Raw genomic sequence first — 17715 nt, forward strand, 5'->3', positions numbered from 1 at the left:
GAAGAAGGACACGCTTAAGCGTGTCCTTCTTTTTTAGTCATATATAGATTAACAAAATCCTCGAGCCGTAACGGCCCGAGGATTTTTTCTTCTCTATGAAATGTAAGTAAAGAGGACCTTTTGACGGATAGTTTGTGGTATACAAAGAAATTTTTTGCATCGGTGTATGAGAACGTACACCATCCGGCCCTGTGCGCCTATGGGTAGGAGGTGATACTATGATTCAGTTTGATAACCGGTGTATTCCCATTGACGGTGCAATGCTGGCTGGACCTATGAGCTGTTGCTACAGGTGATTTGATATGTGCATGGATAAAAAAGACGGTGGAGACTCCGTCAGATAAGGAGGATAAATCTATGAGCAAATCCATTGTATGCCTGGATCCGGGCCATGGGCCGGGGTGTGTCAACGGCTCCCCGGACGGGAGCTACAAGGAATGTGAATTTACCTGGGACTTGTACACCCGACTGCGGCCTCTGCTGGAGGCACAGGGCATCATCGTGGTAGGCACCCGTAAGCAGGAGAGCGACTATCCCGGTCTCAGCGCCCGGGCCTCGGTGAGCAACCGGGCGGGGGCAGACCTGTTCGTTTCCCTCCACTCCAACGCTGCCGGGAGTTCTGCCCGTGGCTTTGTGGCATTCACCTCCGCGCCCCCGGAGACGGCGGCCCGGAACCGTTTGGCAGCTGCCATCATCAACCGCATCCACGCCGCCGGTGTGGTGCTGTGGGGGAGTGGGCTGGCCCATGAGATGTACACGGTGCTGGCCTCCACCACCGCCCCGGCGGTGCTGCTGGAGTACGGCTTCCACACCAACGCTCAGGACCTGGCCCTGCTGAAGGATACCGCCTACCGGGACAAGCTGGCCCAGGCTACCTGTGCCGGAATCTGCGACTATCTGGGCCTGGAGGTCAAGGAGCCGGACCAGGAGAGCGGACAGCCCAATGAGCCGGACAGCTGGGCCAGGGAGGCATGGAGCAAGGCAGCTGCCGCCGGCATCTTCGACGGCACCCGTCCCCGGGACGGGCTGACCCGGCAGGAGGCCGCCGTGGTGCTGGACCGGCTTGGGCTGCTGCCGGAGAAAGGAGCCTGACATGGAGCACATCAATTCCTTCAAAGCGGCGGTGGCTGCCTTCTGTGCCGCCCTCACCGCCCTATGGGGCTGGTTTGGCTGGGTGGTGGTGGCATGGGTGGGTTGTATGCTCATCGACTACGCCACCGGCTCCGCCGCCGCCCTGCGGGCGGGGGAGTGGTCCAGCAAGACCGCCCGGGACGGCATCTGGCACAAGCTGGGCAGTGTGGTGGCCGTCATTGTGGCGGCTATCCTGGACACGGTCATTGGCCGCCTGTTGGGCAACGTCCCCGGGGTGGAGCTGCCATTCACCTACACGGTGCTCCTCTGCCCCCTGGTGGTGATCTGGTACATCCTCACCGAGGCGGGCTCCATCATCGAGAACGCCGGTGCCCTGGGGGCTCCGATACCGGCTTGGCTCACCAAAATGATTGCGTCCCTGGGAGCCAAGGTGGATCAGGCGGGGGACAACTTGGAGAATTGAATACCGGATAAAAATGCCCTGTGGGCGCCGTTAATACGGCGCCCACAGGGCATTTAGTGTGGATAAAGGGTCAGACCTTGGCCAGCTGACGGCGGAACAGGGTGCGGAAGATCAACCGGACCAGAGGACCGCAGTAGAGCAGCTGCCAAATCAGTGCCATGGGCATATTGCAGCCGAAGGTGTGGACCCAGGTGCCGAAGCTGGGCTCCTTGAACAGCAGAGTGGCAATCAGGCTCATGACCGGGCACATGATGCACACGATCATGGTGGAGATGGCGTAGGTAATGAACTGGGGGCGGTCAGTGGGCCGCATGAAGGAAAAGGCCAGTCTGGTAGCCAGCTTTTCTACCACAAAGAACTCCAAAATAAAGGCGATGGGCGCCATGATGGGCAGCTCATGAAGGGCCAGCAGGAAGGTCTGATTGGTAACGCCGCCGGTATTGAGAGCTACGTTGTAGACGATCATACCGTATACCATGATAACGGCCATGATAATGGTAAAGATCACATTTTGCAGTTTTGTTTTAGGCATTTGGGGTCTCCTCTCCAAACAGTTTGTACAGCAACAAAAAAGGAAAGCAACGAAACGCCCGTCTCGTTACTTTCCTTCACTGCGACTGCCTATTATAGGTTCATTTTAGCATTTTTAAAAGGCTTTCGTAAGCGTTTTTTTGCAGGCAGAGCACACAAAAATGTCTCAACGTGAGCGCTCCTTTTGTCCAAGGTGCATGGTTGACAGCAAAAGGAAATCGCGCTAAAATATTTGTATACAAATTGTTTGGAACAAAACTGTTTGGGGGAGGAGCCATATGGACCGCAGCTTCCACTATCTGTTGATGGCGACGCAATCGCTGTTTCAGCGCAGCGTGATGGCGGAACTGAACGGGTCTGGCCTGACGGCCGGCCAGCCCAAAGTGCTGGACTACCTGGGCCGCCACGACGGCAGCGTACAGAAAGCGATTGCGGCCGGATGCCAGATCGACCCGGCCACGCTGACCGGGCTGCTCAACCGCATGGAGGAAAAGGGCCTGATCCGGCGCTGCAATGAGGATGGCAACCGGCGGTCCCTCCACGTCTATCTGACAGAGCAGGGATGGGCCAAACAGAGAGAGGTGCGCCAGACCATGGAGCGGCAGTCGGAGGTAGTACAGGCTGGACTGAGCGAGGAACAGCGGGCTCAACTGCTGGACTGCCTCTACAAGGTGTGCGCGAATATGACCGATATGGAGGGTTTGCAGTGAGCAAAGCAGAGCTGGTCCGGAGATATGTGTTGTTTTTATTCGGACTGTTCGTCAATTCTCTGGGGATCGCCCTGACCACCAGAGCCAACCTGGGCACGTCGCCCATTACCAGCGTCCCCTATGTGCTGAGCATTCGGTTTCCCCTGTCACTGGGGATGTTTACCCTGTTTTTCAGCCTGCTGTTGATTGCCATTCAGCTGATTATCCTGGGGAAGCGTTTTCCCAAGCAGTTTTTGCTTCAGCTGCCGGTGATCCCTATCTTTTCTGTATTCATCGACCTGTCCATGGCGCTGTTCTGGTTTGTGGACCCCCAGACCTATCCCGCTAAAGTCTGCTCGCTGCTGCTGGGCTGCCTGGTGCTGGGTTTTGGTGTGTTCATTGAGGTGGCGGCCAATGTGGTCATGCTGCCGGGCGAGTGTACAGTAAAGGCCATCTCCACTCGCTGGAACACCAACTTTGGAAAGACCAAGGTAGCGGTGGATGTGATTATGGCGGCCACGGCGGCGGTGCTGGGGCTGCTGCTGTTCCATACCCTGACCGGAGTTCGGGAGGGTACCTTCATTTCTGCCCTGCTGGTGGGGACCATTGCAAGGTTGTTTGGCCGCCTGATCGGAGCGCCGGTGCAGGCATTGCTGAGGAGCCGTCAGTTGTCTCAAGCTTAAGTGCAAAAAACGTCCGGCCATGCTGTAAATCAACAGCATGGCCGGACGTTTTTCTTTTTAAAATAGAAGGTTTCAGCGGCTCCAGTCCCGGCTGCGGCCCACTGCCTTGTGCCAGCCGGCCAGCAGCCGCTCCCGCTCCGGGGCGGTCATACGGGGCTCAAAGGCGGTATCGCACATCCACAGGTGGCGAATCTCGTCGGTGTCCTGCCACACATGGGCAGCCAGACCGGCCAGGTAGGCCGCGCCCAGGGCGGTGGTCTCCCGGATGGCGGGACGGCGCACCTCACGATCAATGATATCGGCTTGGAATTGCATCAGGAACTGGTCCCGGCTGGCGCCGCCGTCGGCCTTCAGCTGGGTGAGCGGCACGCCGGTGTCTGACTCCATGGCGTGAACCAGATCGGCTACCTGGTAGGCGATGGATTCCTGGGCGGCCCGGATGATGTGCTCCCGGCGGGTGCCGCGGGTCAAGCCCACCAGAGTGCCCCGGGCGTACATATCCCAGTAGGGGGCGCCCAGGCCGGTGAAGGCGGGCACCAGATACACCCCGCCGTTGTCGGCGACCTTCTGGGCATAATACTCCGCGTCTCGGCTCTCGGTGAAGAAACGCATCTCGTCCCGCAGCCACTGGATCACCGCTCCGCCCACAAAGACGGAGCCCTCCAGAGCGTACTGGACGCCGCCGTCCCGTCCCACGGCAATGGTGGTGATAAGGCCGTTGCGGCTCTCACAGGGGACCGAGCCGGTGTTCATCAGCAGAAAACAGCCGGTGCCGTAGGTGTTTTTGGCGTCGCCGGGCTCAAAGCAGGTCTGACCGAACAGGGCGGCCTGCTGGTCGCCTGCAATACCGGCGATGGGCACCTTGACGCCCTGAATTTCGGTATAGCCGTAGATCTCGCTGGAGGAGCGCACTTCGGGCAGCATGGCCTTGGGAATATCCAGGGCGTGGAGCAGGGTATCGTCCCAGCACAGCTTATGGATATCATAGAGCATGGTGCGGGAGGCGTTGGTCACGTCGGTGACGTGGACTGCTCCGCCGGTGAGCTTCCACAGCAGCCAGGTGTCCACCGTGCCGAAGAGAATCTCGCCCCGGCGGGCCTTCTCCCGAGCTCCCTCCACATGATCCAGCATCCATTTGATCTTGGTGGCGGAGAAGTAGGCATCGGGGATAAGGCCGGTGGTTTTGCGGATGTGGTCCCCCAGCCCGTCGGCCATCAGCTGATCCACAATGCCGGCGGTGCGGCGGCACTGCCACACGATGGCGTTGCAGATGGGGCGGCCTGTGGCCTTGTCCCACAAAATGGTGGTCTCACGCTGGTTGGTGATGCCGATGGCGGCGATGTGGGCGGGGTCTACGCCGGACTGGGCGATGACCTCCATCATCACCGCGTACTGGGAGGACCAGATCTCCATGGCGTCGTGCTCCACCCAGCCCTCCTGGGGATAGATCTGGGTAAATTCCTTCTGGCTGATGCCGATGATGTTCTGCTCCCCGTCAAAGAGAATGGCCCGGGAACTGGTGGTACCCTGATCCAGGGACAGGATATACTTTTCCATAACAATGCCTCCCGATATTCCGCAGCGCTGCGGTCACAGATCGCGTGTGGCTACAAAGGAAACGCCGGTGCCGCAGACGTCGGGCACCACGATGTCGCCGGTATGAATCGGTGCGGTCAGCTCCACCCCGTCCAGACAACGGACCGCCTGCATGATCAGCGCCTTAGGAATGGGCGCGTCTGTTTTGACCGGGCAGCGGGGATGGGCCCCGCCGGTGCAGCGGACGGTGGAGGTGACCACCCGTGTGGGATGAGTCAGCTCCATTTTACCATATTCTTCGCCCCGTGGACAGCCATTTCCGGTTACCCGGTAATCCTGTTCCTCGTCGACCTTCAGGTGGCAGCCCTTGGGGCAGACAATGCAGATCAGTTCTTTCATTTGGACTCCACCTCCTGAATGGATACGGTAATGGCTTCCGAGGCCCGCTCCAGCAGGACCTTAGGCAGAACGATGTGCTCCATCTCACCGGGGGCCAGATGCTCCCGGGGGAATCGGGCAATGAGAGTATCCCCCGACTTGACAAGGATCTGACTGTCCCCACAGATTCGGTTGACCCGGAAGAAAAGGTCACAATTTTTTGCCACCCGGTTGGGCCGGATGTGCTGGGGTACGGTGTAGGTCACGCCGTCACCGGTGTGTACCTCCAGCGCGGCGGGATCGGAGGGGGCTGAGCCCAGGACGTAGTCTGCCGCAGCCGCGCCTGCCCGCTGGCTCTCGGCGGTAACAAAGTCCACCAGATCATGGACGTGGGCCACGTTGCCGCAGGCAAACACGCCGGGGAGGGAGGTCTCCATATTCTCATAGACCACCGCCCCATTGGTGCGGGGATCGATGGCGATGCCCGCCTGGCGGGTCAGCTCATTTTCCGGGATCAGGCCCACCGACAGCAGCAGGGTATCGCAGTCGAATACCATCTCGGTGCCGGGGATGGGTTGGCGGCGTTCATCCACCTTGGAAACCACCACCTGCTCCACCCGGTCCCGGCCGCGGATGTCGGTGACGGTGTGGGAGAGGTAGAGGGGGATGTCGTAGTCATGGAGACACTGGACGATGTTCCGGTTCAGACCGCCGGAGTAGGGCATGACTTCCACACAGGCCAATACTTTGGCACCCTCCAGAGTCATGCGGCGGGCCATGATGAGGCCAATGTCACCGCTGCCCAAGATGACCACCCGTCGTCCCGGCAGCCAGCCCTCCATGTTGACGTATCGCTGGGCCGCTCCGGCGGTAAAGACGCCGGCAGGCCGCTGACCGGGGATGGCGATGGCTCCCCGGGTACGCTCCCGGCAGCCCATGGCCAGGATGATGGCCTTGGCCTCTTCAATGCGATAGCCGGTATCCTTGCCCACCATATGGACCTGCCGGTTCTCTGTGACGGTGAGCACCATGGTGTCCAGCCGCACCTCCACGCCGGTGTCCTCCAGCATCTTGATAAACCGTCCGGCGTACTCCGGTCCGGTGAGTTCCTCTTTAAAATAATGCAAGCCAAAGCCGTTGTGGATGCACTGGTTCAGGATGCCGCCCAGTTCCTTGTCCCGCTCCACAATGAGGATATGCTTCAGGCCCTTCTCCCAGGCGGCACAGGCGGCTGCCAGCCCAGCCGGGCCGCCGCCGATTACGATCAGATCATACATGGTCACTGCCTCCCTTCGTCTGGCTTGCCAGCAGCCAGCTGCCCGCTTTATCCTGTACAATAGTGCCGGGACTGACCTGCTGCTCCCGGGCCAGGATCTCCACCACCCGGGGCCCGCAGAAGCCGCCCTGGCACCGGCCCATGCCTGCGCCCACCCGGCGCTTCACCCCGTCCACCGAACGGGGTGGGATGGGGCTGCGGAGGGCGTCCAGAATCTCCCCTTCGGTAATGGTCTCACACCGGCAGATGACACGGCCGTAGGCCGGGTCCTGCTCCACCAGCCGTGCCTTTTCCGCCGGGGACAGGTCGTGGAAGCGGACCCGGCGGCGCTGACAGCAGTAGGTCTGCTTTTCTTCCAGCACCAGCCCGTCCCGCTCCAGCAGCTGGGCGGCATATTCCGCGATGGCTGGGGCGGCGGTGAGACCGGGGGAGCAGATGCCTGCCAGATCCAGAAAGCCGGGGGCAGCCAGTTCGATGATAAAATCTCCACGGTCGGTGGAGGCTCGCACGCCGGCAAAGTTGCGGATAGACTCCCGGAAGTTGACCGAGGGCACGGACTTGAGGGCGGTATTCCGTACATAGGACAGCCCGTCGGAAGTGGTGCCCACGTCGTCATCGGGGACTGGGTCAGCGTTGGGGCCCACGATCAGGTTGCCGTGGACGGTGGGGGCCACCAGCACGCCCTTGCCGCTGGGACCGGGGCACTGGAAGATCACATGGCCCACCCGGTCCCCCTCGCTCTTGTCCAGCAGGAAATACTGCCCCCGGGAGGGGTGGATGGTAAAGCTGGCGGGAGCCGCCATCTCATGGATGGTCTGGGCGGATACACCGGCGGCGTTGATCACATATCGGCTGCGGAAATCACCCTGATTGGTGTGGACCAGCCAGCCGTCCTCCAGCCGTTCCAGACCGGTGACGGTGGTGTCCAGCCGGAGGTCGGCGCCGTTGCGTACGGCGGTCTCTGCCAGAGCCAGGCAGTATTCCCAGGGGGAACAGATGGCGGCGGTAGGGGCCCAGAGCGCGGCGGTTACCTGGGAGGAAAGGTTGGGGTCCATGGCCCTGGCCTGGTCGCCAGTGAGCACTTCCAAGCCGGGCACGCCGTTGTCCTGGCCACGCTGCTGGAGAGCACGGAGGGTGGCCTCCTCCTCCGGGGAGAAGGCCAGCACGAAGGAGCCGCACTGCCGGTAGGGTACGTCCAGCTTGGCACACAGTTCTTTTGCCAGGGCGGCACCCCGTACGTTGAGTTTGGCCATAAGCGTGCCAGGCTCGGGGTCATATCCGGCATGGAGAATGGCGGAGTTTGCCTTGGTGGTGCCGTCGGCTACGTCGTTTTCCCGCTCCAGAACAGCTACGTTCAGACGATAGCGGGAGAACTGGAAGGCGGCCGCCGCGCCGGTAATGCCGCAGCCAATGATGAGAACGTCATACATAATAAAACCTCCTGGCATGAAACTTCATACGCCAAGAGCGCACCACGAAAACGGGCAAAGGCTTGTGGCGCATGAAGTTTATGAGCATATGGACCGTCCCGGCCCATGCGCTTTGATTTTATGGCCGTGCCGCTGAAAGCGGCACATGGCCAATTTTGCTATGCTTTTTCATAGCAAAAAAGAGCAAAACAAAGCCGCCCCGGCGGGGTAGCTTTGTTTCACTCTCATACTCTGAAACAACAGTATCTGATTTTACATGGCCCAGACAGCTGGGTTGGTGGAGGACACCGCCACCGCTCCGGCGCCCAGGGCGCCTGTTACATCCTCCTTGTCGGAGATCAGACCGCCGGCGATGATGGGCTTTCCGGTGGTCTGGCACAGCTGCCGGATGATCTTGGGCATCAGGCCGGGCAGTACCTCCACTAAGTCAGCGGATTCCTGGGAGAAGTGGCGCTCCACGTTCTTCAGGGCCATGGAGTCCAGCAAAAAGACCCGCTGGATGGCCACCAGCCCCAGTTCTCTGGCCCGCTTGGTAAGGGCGGCCTTGGTGGAGATCACACCGTCGGCGGCGGTATACCGGGCAATAAAGTCGGCGGAGATCTCCCGGGCGGATAGTCCGTCGATGAGATCCAGATGGACAAAGGCCTTCTTATCAGCCTGATGGATGCGGGCTACCTTTTCGCCGATGGTCAGGATATCACCGTAGAGTAGAAAAAGTACAGCCACATCACTTTCCAGCGCGGCCTCCAGTCCGGCGTCGTCCTTTACCGCGGCGATAACCGGCCCATCGGCCAGCAGCTCCAGTAAGCTTGTGCAATTCATGGTCATCGCCTCGTTTCGGCTCCCATACAGCGGGAGGACATAAAAATGCGCAAAGCAACCGCTGGCTGCCTTGCGCGCTCTATCACTCTTCTGCACAGAGGACAGTTTCATAATAACAGGCTGAAACCAGAAATGCAAGAGAGGAGGCGGGAAAAATCAAATTTTGCAGAGAGAACCAAAATTGATATGCCCAGTTTATACAAAACTGACAAAAAATATCTAGACTACTTGACAGTCACTCGTGCATCTGGTATGTTGAAAACGGCTTTAGTACAGTAACTTAATTTGATATGCGCATGAGTGATTGAGAAGCGCGACTGTCGGAAGGACGGTCGTGCTTTTTATATATCGGTACAGTACTCAAAGCGGGAAATATGATTTGGAGGGGGTCAACACAATGAAAAAGGGAGAAACAAGAAAATTGTTTGGCAAGCATAAAGCCCTACGGTGGCTTTGTATTGCCCTGGTACTGATAATAATCAGCGGTATTGGCGCAAGCGCATTTGAAAGCAGTGGGTACACAGTATCTGTAAAGGATTATAAGATGACATGGGCAGAGATGGCGCTGGAGACACAGAAAAATGCAGAAGCATATGGGAAAGATGTGATAGTTACATATGACGGCTCAAATGGCTCCACAGACATGACGGCCTCCACCAAGCAGCTTAGTTTCAAGCTTCTGGTGCCGGGAAATGCGTCAACAGATCATCCGGCACCTGGGATTGTCAGCGTTCACGGTTTTTACAACAACAAAGAGATGCAGGATGCCTATTATGTGGAGCTTGCCCGGCGGGGATATGTTGTGGCGGTTCTTGATATGGCCGGGCACGGCAGCAGCGATGTGACCTTTGATCCGTCCGCCAATATTATAACAGCAACAGACAACAGTGGTATGGAGCCCGTTTTGGAGTGGCTTATGTCTCAACCCTATGTGGATGAAAGCAATATGGGGATTACGGGGCACTCTCAGGGTGGACGTACGTGCGGCTGGCTGATGCAGCATCTTATGCGAGCTGGCCATGGGGATTACGTTAAGGCCTATCTGGGACAAGCAAATTCTGCTGGACTGACCGCTGTTCTGGATGAATTTGGTGCCTTTCCAGAGACCCTAGTTTCGGGTACTATTATGTGCCAATATGATGAATTCAGTATTGTACGCGATAACTCCTATGACTACCTTCATACGGATCAGGCCAAGACCCTGGTTCGGGCCTCGTATCCAGATTTTCAGGATGATGCCGTTGTAGCAGGACAGTTCTACACCGAAGCTGGGCCTGTGTCGGTGAATTTTGAAGACGGAGAAACACTGGGCACACAAGCATCCGTAATTTATTGGCCGGATATCATTCATCCGTGGGCACATTTTTCGAGCAGGTGTGTTGGATATGCGGTAGAATTTTTCTACTCTTCTCTGGGGATTCCTGATGGAGCGGAAGTCATACCTGCCGGCAATCAGATCTGGCAATGGAAAGAGTTTTTTAATCTGATAGGTTTAATCGGATTCTTCCTGCTGATTGTACCTGCCGTGGATCTCCTGCTGTCGGTACCTGTATTTAAATCCTTGAAAAAAGGAACCACCCATGTGGACGAGAGACTGCCGAAATATAGGGGTGCTAAAGTCATTATCCCGTTTTGGGTGTGCGGGATTTTGATGACGGCAATAACGGCTATCATCTTCCAACCCATTTTCTCAGGATATCGATTCGGCAATAACATATTCCCACCCAGCCAACTTTATCCGCAAACATCAACAAACACCATCGGAATGTGGACAGCCGCGTGCGGCGTGGTAGGTCTTGTACTCCTGCTTGTTTTCTGGGGTGTCCGGGCGCTGCTCAATCGAAAAAACGAGAATTATTGGGAGGCTCCCTTTGCACCAGCGGACCTGTCTAGCGTAAGAGAATTCTTTAAGGCTGCTCTGCTTGCGCTGACGGTAATTGCCTGCCTCTACCTGATTGTAAACCTGCATTACATGATCTGGGGAACAGATTTCAGAATCTGGGTTATGGCTGTTATGCCCTTTGAATTTGCCAAGATAGGAACAATTGTTCGTTATTTACCATTCTTTGTGTTCTTCTATCTGGTGAATGCGCTTTGTAATGCAAATAACCGATTTAAGGGGATGGCGGAGTGGAAATCCATGACATTGACGTGCCTGTTTAATGTTCTGGGTCTGATTGTAATCGTCGCACTTCAGTATTACAGTATGGTTGCTACAGGGCAGCAGGCTGTATGGATGTTTGAGGATTCCAGCGTTATGTTTGCAGTCAGCGCTTCTCTGGGATATATTCTCCTGTTCCCCATTATTCCTATGCTGATTATTACCAATATCATTGCCCGTAGGATCTATTTGCGGACGGGGAGTATTTGGGTAGGCGGACTTTTAAACGGTATGCTATGCACCATCATTATCTGCGCCAATACCTTTACCCAGTATAATTATGTATTGACGTAACCTCTGCGGCTACATTTTACAATGGGCTGGGGTGGAATCAATCAATATTTGCTTTTGCACAAACGGGGACCGCACACTAGTGTGCGGTCCCCGTTTGTATGAAGACGATTATTTTTTTGCGGATACCTCTTCTGTCTTATCCTTTGGCAGAATGAGACTGAGCAGCAGGGAGACCACGAACACGCCGGCCACGGCGTTGCCGTTGAAGATATCGCCCACCGCAGGGGGGAAGGCGGCAAAGAAGTTGCCGGAGGTCTGGGTCAGGCCGATGCCGATGCAGAAGGAGAGGGAGACGATGATCATGGTGCGGTCGTTGAACACGCACTCCTTGAGCATCTTGATGCCCTCATACATGATGGAGCCGAACATCATGACGGTGCAGCCGCCCAGTACCGACTGGGGCAGGGAGTTGAAGAAGGCACCCAGCGGGGGGAAGAGGGAGGCCAGAATCAGGATCAGAGCGCCCATAAGAATGGTAAAGCGGTTGATCACGCCGGTCATGGTCACCAGACCCACATTCTGGCTGAAGGAGGTGAGGGGCAGGCAGCCGAAGCAGCCGGAGATGGAGCTGGAGAAGCCGTCTACCGCCAGGGAGCCCTGGAGCTCCTCGATCTTCAGGTCACGTCCCAGCGCTCCCTGGGCCACGGCAGCGGTGGCGCCGGTGGTCTCCGCGGCGGAGACCAGGAACACAATGGCGATGGTAAAGAAAGCGCCAATGTCAAAAACGGGGGTGTGGCTGGTGAAGAACACCAGCTTGGGCAGGCTGAAGAAGCCCACTTCGCCGATGGTCTTCTGGATGCCGGAAAAGTCCACCATAGGGGCCACTCCCGTCACAGTCAGAATAGCGGAGGCCAGATAGCCCACGATCAGACCCACCAGGATGTTCAGGTTCTTGTAGACACCCTTCAGGCAGTAGCGGGACACCAGACACACCACCAGAGTAAAGGTGCCGATAGCCAGATGGTACCAGGCGCCAAAGTCGGCCACGCCATTGCCGCCGCCCCAGGAGTCCATGCCCACCGACAACAGAGACAGACCGATGGCGATGACCACGCAGGCGGATACCACGGGGGTGAGGAAGCGCTTCCAATACTTTGCGCTTAAACCCACCAGACCCTCGAAGATACCGCCTAAGATGACGGCACCCACCATACCTTCATAGCCCAGAGCGGGATTGGTGCAGATCATGAGCAGGCTGCCCAGGAAGGTGAAGCTGACACCCATGACGATGGGCAGCTTGGAGCCGATCTTCCAGATGGGATAGAGCTGTAAACAGGTGCCGATGCCGGCGGCAAACATAGCGCACTGGAGCAGTTGGGTAATCTCCGCGGGAGTGAGATGGGAATCCGTTCCCCGCACGACGGCGGCGCTGCACACGATGAGCACCGGCGCCAGGTTGGCTACAAACATGGCCAGAACGTGCTGCAGGCCAAAGGGGATGGCCTTGGACAGGGGGACCCGCCCGTTCAGTCGGTAGATGTTGTCTTCACTGACAGTTTTGACTTGTGCTTCCTTGTTTTCCATCCTTGACACCTCGCTTGCAAAATAAAAAATAATTATTTCAAATACATATTTTTTTGCACAAAAGGGTGTAAAAAACCCCTTCGGTCTGAGGCCGAACTGTTTCAGAAACATTATGGCAAATCAACAGGACCGAAGGGGCGCAACATAGGAATCAGGGGATACCTGGCTTTGGGACAATAGGATTACACGGCGTCGGCCTCGGCATTTTTGCCCAGGCGGCGAAGCATGGTCTTTTTCACCGCCCGGAAGATATTCTCATATCCGGTGCACCGGCACAGGTGGCCCGACATGAGCTTGCGGATCTCATCGTCGGAGTACTCCCTGCCGGACTCCAGGATCTCGGCGGCGCTCATGATGAAGCCGGGGGTGCAGAACCCGCACTGGACGGCAGCCTCGTCGATGAAGGCCTGCTGGATGTCGGAGATCTCACCGTTGGGACCGGCCAGCCCCTCCAGGGTGAGGATCTCCTTGCCGTCGGCCCACACCGCCAGATAGATGCAGGAGTTGAAGCACTCCCCATTGACCAGCACATTGCAGGCGCCGCACTCGCCAACCTCGCAGCCCTTTTTGACGCTGGTGAGCCGGTAGTCGTCCCGCAGCATATCGGTGAGGGAGGCCCGCACGTCGATCATCTTCTCCACCTGCTTGCCGTTGATGGTGCAGCGGACCAGCTTATACTGATTACTCATGGATCACACCTCCTGCCAGACGAATGGATTCGGTCAGGGCCCGCTCGGCCAGTGCCACGGCAATGTGTTGGCGGAAGTCTTTGGCGGCTCGCCAGCTGTCACGGGGATTGATGTCCTCCAGCACGGTTTGGGCAAAGGCCTTGATCTCTGCCTTGGTGGTGGGCTTGCCTTTGGCATATGCCTCAGCGGTGACAGCCCGCATAGGAACCGGTCCCGCCACGCCGTAGGCGATACGGACGTCCTCCATGGTGCTCTTGTCCGCCGACAGTTTCACATTCACCGAGCAGCCGGTAGTGGCAATGTCCATGGCGTTGCGCATGGCGTACTTGATATAGTGCCCCACATAGCCCTCATAGGCGGCTTTGGGGATGACAATGGCGGTCTGGAGCTCACCGGGGCGCAGGTCTACCTGACCGGCCTTGATGTAGAAGTCCTGGATGGGAATGCGCCGCACGCCCTCCGGTCCGGTGATCTCGATGATGGCGTCCCAGGCAAACAGGGTGGAGGCCGAGTCAGCGGAGGTGACGCCGTTGCAGGTGTTGCCGCCGATGGTGCCGATGTTGCGGATCTGGGGACCGCCTACCTGGTCCACCGCCTGACCCAGTACGTTGATGTGGGCCTGGATGATGGGGTCCTTGGTAATGTGGGAGAAGCTGGTGAGAGAGCCGATGCGGATGGCGCCGTCCTCCTCAAAGGACACCCCCCGCAGTTCGTCCAGACCATAGATGCTGACCAGCTCCTTGCCGGCCCGCTTGCCCTCCCGGATCTGGACCAGCACGTCACTGCCGCCGGCAATGATCTGAGCCTCGGGATGTTCCAGCAGCAGCTGGACGGCATGAACTACGCTCTCTGCCTCGTAAAGGGCTTTGATATCATACATGGCCGGGAGCCTCCTTTCAAATCAGTCCCTCTTCCTTGAAGCGGCGGAAGAGGATGTGGGGATTGACGGGCGCCTCGTTCACAAAGACGCCGGTGGCCTGATAGACGGCGTTGCGGATGGCGGGAGCCACCGAGCAGGTGGGCGGTTCGCCCAGGGCCTTGGTGCCGAAGGCGCTGGTGGGCTCGGGATTCTCCACGAAGAAGGCCCGCAGCCGGGGATGGTCCATAAAGGTGGACAGCTTGTAGTCCAGCAGGTTGTTATTCAGAGCCTTGCCGCTCTTGGGATCGAAAAGCAGCTTCTCCGACAGACCGAAGCCGATGCCCATGCTCATGCCGCCGTGGACCTGAGCCTCCGCCAGGGCGGGGTTGATGATGGTGCCCGCGTCGTGGACGTTGACCAGATCCAGCAGTTTCACCTTGCACATGGGGATGTCCACCTCCACTTCGGCGAAGGTGCAGCCGAAGGAGTAGGCGTTGGATTTGATCTGGGCGGTGCTCTCGGCGGTGAGGTGCTGGCTGTGGGTCAGGCTGTACAGGGCCTCGGTGGCCAGGTCGCCCAGAGTCATCAGCACCCGGCCGTCGGTGACGCGGACGATATTGCCGTCGATAATGTCCAGGTTGTAGGGAGGCATCCGGGTCAGCTCATGGGCGTAATTGAGGATGCGCTCCTTCAGCAGGGCGCCGGTCTGCCGGATGGCAAAGCCGGCGGTATAGGTTTGGCGGGAGGCGTAAGCGCCGGTGCCGAAGGGGGTGACGTCGGTATCCTGGCAGGAGACCACATGGACCTTCTCCATCAGGATGCCCACCACGTCTGCGGTCATCTGGGCAAAGGCGGTGTCCGCCCCCTGGCCGATCTCGGTCTCGCCCACCTGGACCTGGAGGGAGCCGTCCTGATTCAGGACCATCCGGCAGGAGGAGGTCTCCAGAGAGATGGGCCACACAGCGGTGTTGTACCAGAACACTGCCATGCCGATGCCCCGGCGGATGTCGCCGGTCTGGTTCTGGTAGGCCTTATATTTCCGCAGGTAGTCGGTGACCTCCATGCCCTTGTCCATACACTGATTGAAGGTGTCGGCGTACAGCTCGTTTTTGGAGAAAGGATCGGTATAGCCCACCGGCATCAGGTTCTTCCGCCGGAAGGCGATGGGGTCCATACCCAGCTTGGCGGCAACCTCCTCGGTGTGGCACTCGGCGGCCCACATGGCCTGGGGAATGCCGTAGCCGCGCATGGCGCCGGCCACCGATTTGTTGGTAAAGACGGTGTAGGCGTCCACCTCCACGTTGTCGCAGGGGTAGAGCTGGGGGAAGGCGCCGGCGCCCTTGGCGCAGATGCTGTGGCCGTGGGAGGCGTAGGCACCCTGATCGGAGAAGGCCTCCAGCTTGCGGGCGGCGTAGGTGCCGTCGGGCCGCACCCAGGAGATGATGTGGCTGCGAATGGCGTGGCGCACCCGGGTGGAGACGAAGGTGTCCTCACGGGGCACGTCCAGCTTCACCAGGTGGCCGCCCAGCTGCATACACAGCCAGGCGCACAGGGGCTCGTAGAGCACATCCTGCTTGTTGCCGAAGCCGCCGCCGATGTAGGGCTTGATAACCTGGATCTTGCCCCACTCGATGCCCAGAGCCTGGCCCACCACCCGGCGGACGATGTGGGGGATCTGAGTGGAGGTGACGATCTTGATCCGGTCGCCGTTCATCTCGGCGTAGCAGATGAAGTTTTCAATGTGGCAGTGCTGGACGGTGGGAGTCTCATACCAGCCCTCCACCTTGATGAGGCCGGGCTCCTTGATGGCCTCCTCGTAGTTGCCCTTGCGGATGGTGGTGTGCTTGAGGATGTTGTTGGGGTAGGCTTCGTGGAGCTGGGGCGCGCCGTCCTTCATGGCGTCCAGTACGTCCAGTACGAAGGGGTACTCCTCATACTCCACTTTGATGGCCCGGAGTGCCTGGGCGGCGGACACCTCGTCCTCCGCCACCACCGCGGCGATGTCGTCGCCGTAGAAGCGGACCCGCTCGGTCAGTACCAGCCGGTCGGCCACATCCTGATGGCTCTCGTCGGTGGACCAGGGATGTCCGGCGGTGGGGAAGTAGTGCTTCTCCTTCAGGTCAAAGCAGGTAAAGACTTTGACCACGCCGGGGATGGCTTCCGCCGCGGAAGTGTCGATGGACTTGACCCGGCCGTTTGCGATGGTGGCGTGCAGTACCTGGGCCACATAGGCGCCCTTGTCGCACAGATCGTCGGTATATTTGGTGCGCCCGATGACCTTGTCATAGGCGTCCACACGGGTGGCTTTCTTTCCTACATACATGGCGCGTTCCTCCTGTCTGTCAGTTGATTGTCTGGGCCTGGATTCAGCCGTTGACGTGATGCTCGATGTGAGATTTCATGCGTCGGTAACCGTCCTCGGTGATGATGATTTTGCCTCGCTGGACCCGGATCAGGCCAAGCTCTTCCAACTTTTGAATGCTGCGGTCCAGGGTCTTGACGGAAAAGCCAATCTCGTCCGAGATCTGAGCCCTGGTCTGCTTCAGCTCCAGCTGCTGGGGTGTAGGGATACGCTGCTCGAATTTGCGGATCAGATGGACCATCAGCCGATCCTTGCCCTCCATAAAGAGATACTTCCGGGCTTCGGCGGTCTGGGTGATGAGACGGCGCATATTCTCCTGGGTCCGCAGAAAGAGGGCGTCCACGTCCATCCGCATCCAGTCCATATAGGCGTCCGCCGGAATGGAGAGCACCCGGCACTTGGTGGATGCCACAATGCTGATGCGATACTGAGGCAGTCCGGCAAAGCACTCAATCTCACCAAAAAAGTCCCCCGGCCCGAAATCCTTGAAGGAATAGGGCCGTTCATGCATGGGCCACTCCACGCCGGTCACCTTGCCGGAGAGGATCACAAAGATATGAGTACACTCTGTGCCAGCCTTAATAAAGGTCCGGTCTGCCTCTATATCGATCAGGGTCATGTAGTATTTGACTTCTTCGGTACAGTTCCGGAACAGAAACTCCATGTAGCTTCGTTTCTGTGGAGGGAGCTCCTTAAAAATATCCACAAGACTGCACCTCCTTGGTTGTATTATATCGTTACATTCCTACAAAAGAAAAGGTCATGTGTCTTATTTTTTTATTTTTTCTGTGAAAGCGGTCAAATTGCCTTTGGAGGTCTCCGGGAATGTGGATGAAACCGTACCCATCTGTTGAGGAAAGAATGGGGCGGTGCACGTGGGACTTCCCGAAAACGGGAGGAGAGGGTAACATTGACAAACAAAAAAT

General features: G+C 58.1%; 17 protein-coding genes. 6 read left to right on the top strand and 11 right to left on the bottom strand.

What is annotated here, in order from left to right; genetic code table 11:
• The first annotated feature begins 357 nt into the window (after positions 1-357).
• Both IHN22_RS03570 and IHN22_RS03575 read left to right on the top strand, forming a co-directional pair.
• Positions 358-1092, top strand: a complete 735-nt coding sequence (locus tag IHN22_RS03570) for an N-acetylmuramoyl-L-alanine amidase family protein (RefSeq protein WP_191433506.1) — start codon at positions 358-360, stop codon at positions 1090-1092.
• Between the two features lies 1 nt (position 1093).
• Complete coding sequence (locus IHN22_RS03575) at positions 1094-1555, top strand: phage holin family protein (RefSeq protein WP_087388199.1); 462 nt, start codon at positions 1094-1096, stop codon at positions 1553-1555.
• A gap of 70 nt (positions 1556-1625) precedes the next feature.
• On the opposite strand, the gene IHN22_RS03580 is transcribed toward IHN22_RS03575, so the two are convergent.
• On the bottom strand, positions 1626-2087 hold the full coding sequence (locus IHN22_RS03580) for a DUF2798 domain-containing protein (protein WP_191433508.1): 462 nt from the start codon (positions 2085-2087) through the stop codon (positions 1626-1628).
• Between the two features lie 277 nt (positions 2088-2364).
• On the opposite strand from IHN22_RS03580, the gene IHN22_RS03585 reads away from it, so the two are divergent.
• Complete coding sequence (locus tag IHN22_RS03585) at positions 2365-2796, top strand: MarR family winged helix-turn-helix transcriptional regulator (RefSeq protein WP_087187540.1); 432 nt, start codon at positions 2365-2367, stop codon at positions 2794-2796.
• Positions 2793-3458, top strand: a complete 666-nt coding sequence (locus IHN22_RS03590) for a YczE/YyaS/YitT family protein (protein WP_300985360.1) — start codon at positions 2793-2795, stop codon at positions 3456-3458. Before IHN22_RS03585 ends, IHN22_RS03590 begins: the two co-directional genes overlap by 4 nt.
• Positions 3459-3530: 72 nt before the next feature.
• On the opposite strand, the gene glpK is transcribed toward IHN22_RS03590, so the two are convergent.
• The 5 genes from glpK to IHN22_RS03615 all read right to left on the bottom strand — a co-directional run bounded on the left by glpK (position 3531) and on the right by IHN22_RS03615 (position 8900).
• Positions 3531-5015 (bottom strand): glycerol kinase GlpK, encoded by a 1485-nt coding sequence (gene glpK / locus IHN22_RS03595; protein WP_191433510.1) that lies wholly within the window; start codon positions 5013-5015, stop codon positions 3531-3533.
• Positions 5016-5048: 33 nt separating this feature from the next.
• Positions 5049-5393 carry a DUF1667 domain-containing protein gene (locus tag IHN22_RS03600; RefSeq protein ID WP_191433512.1) on the bottom strand — a complete coding sequence of 115 codons (345 nt, stop codon included), beginning with the start codon at positions 5391-5393 and terminating at the stop codon, positions 5049-5051.
• Complete coding sequence (locus IHN22_RS03605) at positions 5390-6649, bottom strand: NAD(P)/FAD-dependent oxidoreductase (RefSeq protein WP_087271056.1); 1260 nt, start codon at positions 6647-6649, stop codon at positions 5390-5392. Before IHN22_RS03605 ends, IHN22_RS03600 begins: the two co-directional genes overlap by 4 nt.
• A complete protein-coding gene (locus IHN22_RS03610; RefSeq protein ID WP_191433514.1) occupies positions 6642-8078 on the bottom strand; it encodes an NAD(P)/FAD-dependent oxidoreductase in 1437 nt (478 codons plus the stop codon). Before IHN22_RS03610 ends, IHN22_RS03605 begins: the two co-directional genes overlap by 8 nt.
• A 252-nt stretch (positions 8079-8330) precedes the next feature.
• The gene (locus IHN22_RS03615; RefSeq protein WP_087187535.1) at positions 8331-8900 is read right to left on the bottom strand and encodes a glycerol-3-phosphate responsive antiterminator; all 570 of its coding nucleotides are present in this window, start codon (positions 8898-8900) and stop codon (positions 8331-8333) included.
• 45 nt (positions 8901-8945) lie between these two features.
• On the opposite strand from IHN22_RS03615, the gene IHN22_RS03620 reads away from it, so the two are divergent.
• Positions 8946-9179: a hypothetical protein gene (locus IHN22_RS03620; protein WP_191433516.1), complete on the top strand. Its 234-nt coding sequence runs from the start codon at positions 8946-8948 to the stop codon at positions 9177-9179.
• 118 nt (positions 9180-9297) lie between these two features.
• Complete coding sequence (locus IHN22_RS03625) at positions 9298-11355, top strand: alpha/beta hydrolase family protein (RefSeq protein ID WP_191433518.1); 2058 nt, start codon at positions 9298-9300, stop codon at positions 11353-11355.
• 108 nt (positions 11356-11463) lie between these two features.
• Here IHN22_RS03625 and IHN22_RS03630 read toward each other — a convergent pair whose 3' ends face one another.
• From IHN22_RS03630 to IHN22_RS03650, 5 genes are all read right to left on the bottom strand, one after another.
• A complete protein-coding gene (locus IHN22_RS03630; RefSeq protein WP_191433520.1) occupies positions 11464-12879 on the bottom strand; it encodes a uracil-xanthine permease family protein in 1416 nt (471 codons plus the stop codon).
• 182 nt (positions 12880-13061) lie between these two features.
• Positions 13062-13568 (bottom strand): xanthine dehydrogenase subunit XdhC, encoded by a 507-nt coding sequence (xdhC, locus tag IHN22_RS03635; protein WP_087187530.1) that lies wholly within the window; start codon positions 13566-13568, stop codon positions 13062-13064.
• Entirely contained in the window at positions 13561-14448 is an 888-nt protein-coding gene (gene xdhB / locus IHN22_RS03640) for a xanthine dehydrogenase subunit XdhB (protein WP_191433522.1), read from the bottom strand. The genes xdhC and xdhB overlap by 8 nt, the downstream gene beginning before the upstream one ends.
• Positions 14449-14464: 16 nt before the next feature.
• Positions 14465-16750: a xanthine dehydrogenase subunit XdhA gene (gene xdhA / locus IHN22_RS03645; protein ID WP_191433524.1), complete on the bottom strand. Its 2286-nt coding sequence runs from the start codon at positions 16748-16750 to the stop codon at positions 14465-14467.
• A 43-nt stretch (positions 16751-16793) separates the two neighbouring features.
• Positions 16794-17495 (bottom strand): Crp/Fnr family transcriptional regulator, encoded by a 702-nt coding sequence (locus IHN22_RS03650; RefSeq protein WP_087187527.1) that lies wholly within the window; start codon positions 17493-17495, stop codon positions 16794-16796.
• Positions 17496-17715: the final 220 nt, after the last annotated feature.

Origin of the sequence: Flavonifractor sp. An112 (assembly GCF_904377885.1) — a bacterium.
Lineage (GTDB): Bacteria > Bacillota > Clostridia > Oscillospirales > Oscillospiraceae > Flavonifractor > Flavonifractor avicola.

What these genes read in the sequence shown, in the direction of transcription:
- IHN22_RS03570 (WP_191433506.1), top strand. Translation starts at nt 358, where the DNA reads ATGAGCAAATCCATTGTATGCCTGGATCCGGGCCATGGGCCGGGGTGT.
- IHN22_RS03575 (WP_087388199.1), top strand. Translation starts at nt 1,094, where the DNA reads ATGGAGCACATCAATTCCTTCAAAGCGGCGGTGGCTGCCTTCTGTGCC.
- IHN22_RS03580 (WP_191433508.1), bottom strand. Translation starts at nt 2,087, where the DNA reads ATGCCTAAAACAAAACTGCAAAATGTGATCTTTACCATTATCATGGCC.
- IHN22_RS03585 (WP_087187540.1), top strand. Translation starts at nt 2,365, where the DNA reads ATGGACCGCAGCTTCCACTATCTGTTGATGGCGACGCAATCGCTGTTT.
- glpK (WP_191433510.1), bottom strand. Translation starts at nt 5,015, where the DNA reads ATGGAAAAGTATATCCTGTCCCTGGATCAGGGTACCACCAGTTCCCGG.
- IHN22_RS03600 (WP_191433512.1), bottom strand. Translation starts at nt 5,393, where the DNA reads ATGAAAGAACTGATCTGCATTGTCTGCCCCAAGGGCTGCCACCTGAAG.
- IHN22_RS03605 (WP_087271056.1), bottom strand. Translation starts at nt 6,649, where the DNA reads ATGTATGATCTGATCGTAATCGGCGGCGGCCCGGCTGGGCTGGCAGCC.
- IHN22_RS03610 (WP_191433514.1), bottom strand. Translation starts at nt 8,078, where the DNA reads ATGTATGACGTTCTCATCATTGGCTGCGGCATTACCGGCGCGGCGGCC.
- IHN22_RS03615 (WP_087187535.1), bottom strand. Translation starts at nt 8,900, where the DNA reads ATGAATTGCACAAGCTTACTGGAGCTGCTGGCCGATGGGCCGGTTATC.
- IHN22_RS03620 (WP_191433516.1), top strand. Translation starts at nt 8,946, where the DNA reads ATGCGCAAAGCAACCGCTGGCTGCCTTGCGCGCTCTATCACTCTTCTG.
- IHN22_RS03625 (WP_191433518.1), top strand. Translation starts at nt 9,298, where the DNA reads ATGAAAAAGGGAGAAACAAGAAAATTGTTTGGCAAGCATAAAGCCCTA.
- IHN22_RS03630 (WP_191433520.1), bottom strand. Translation starts at nt 12,879, where the DNA reads ATGGAAAACAAGGAAGCACAAGTCAAAACTGTCAGTGAAGACAACATC.
- xdhC (WP_087187530.1), bottom strand. Translation starts at nt 13,568, where the DNA reads ATGAGTAATCAGTATAAGCTGGTCCGCTGCACCATCAACGGCAAGCAG.
- xdhB (WP_191433522.1), bottom strand. Translation starts at nt 14,448, where the DNA reads ATGTATGATATCAAAGCCCTTTACGAGGCAGAGAGCGTAGTTCATGCC.
- xdhA (WP_191433524.1), bottom strand. Translation starts at nt 16,750, where the DNA reads ATGTATGTAGGAAAGAAAGCCACCCGTGTGGACGCCTATGACAAGGTC.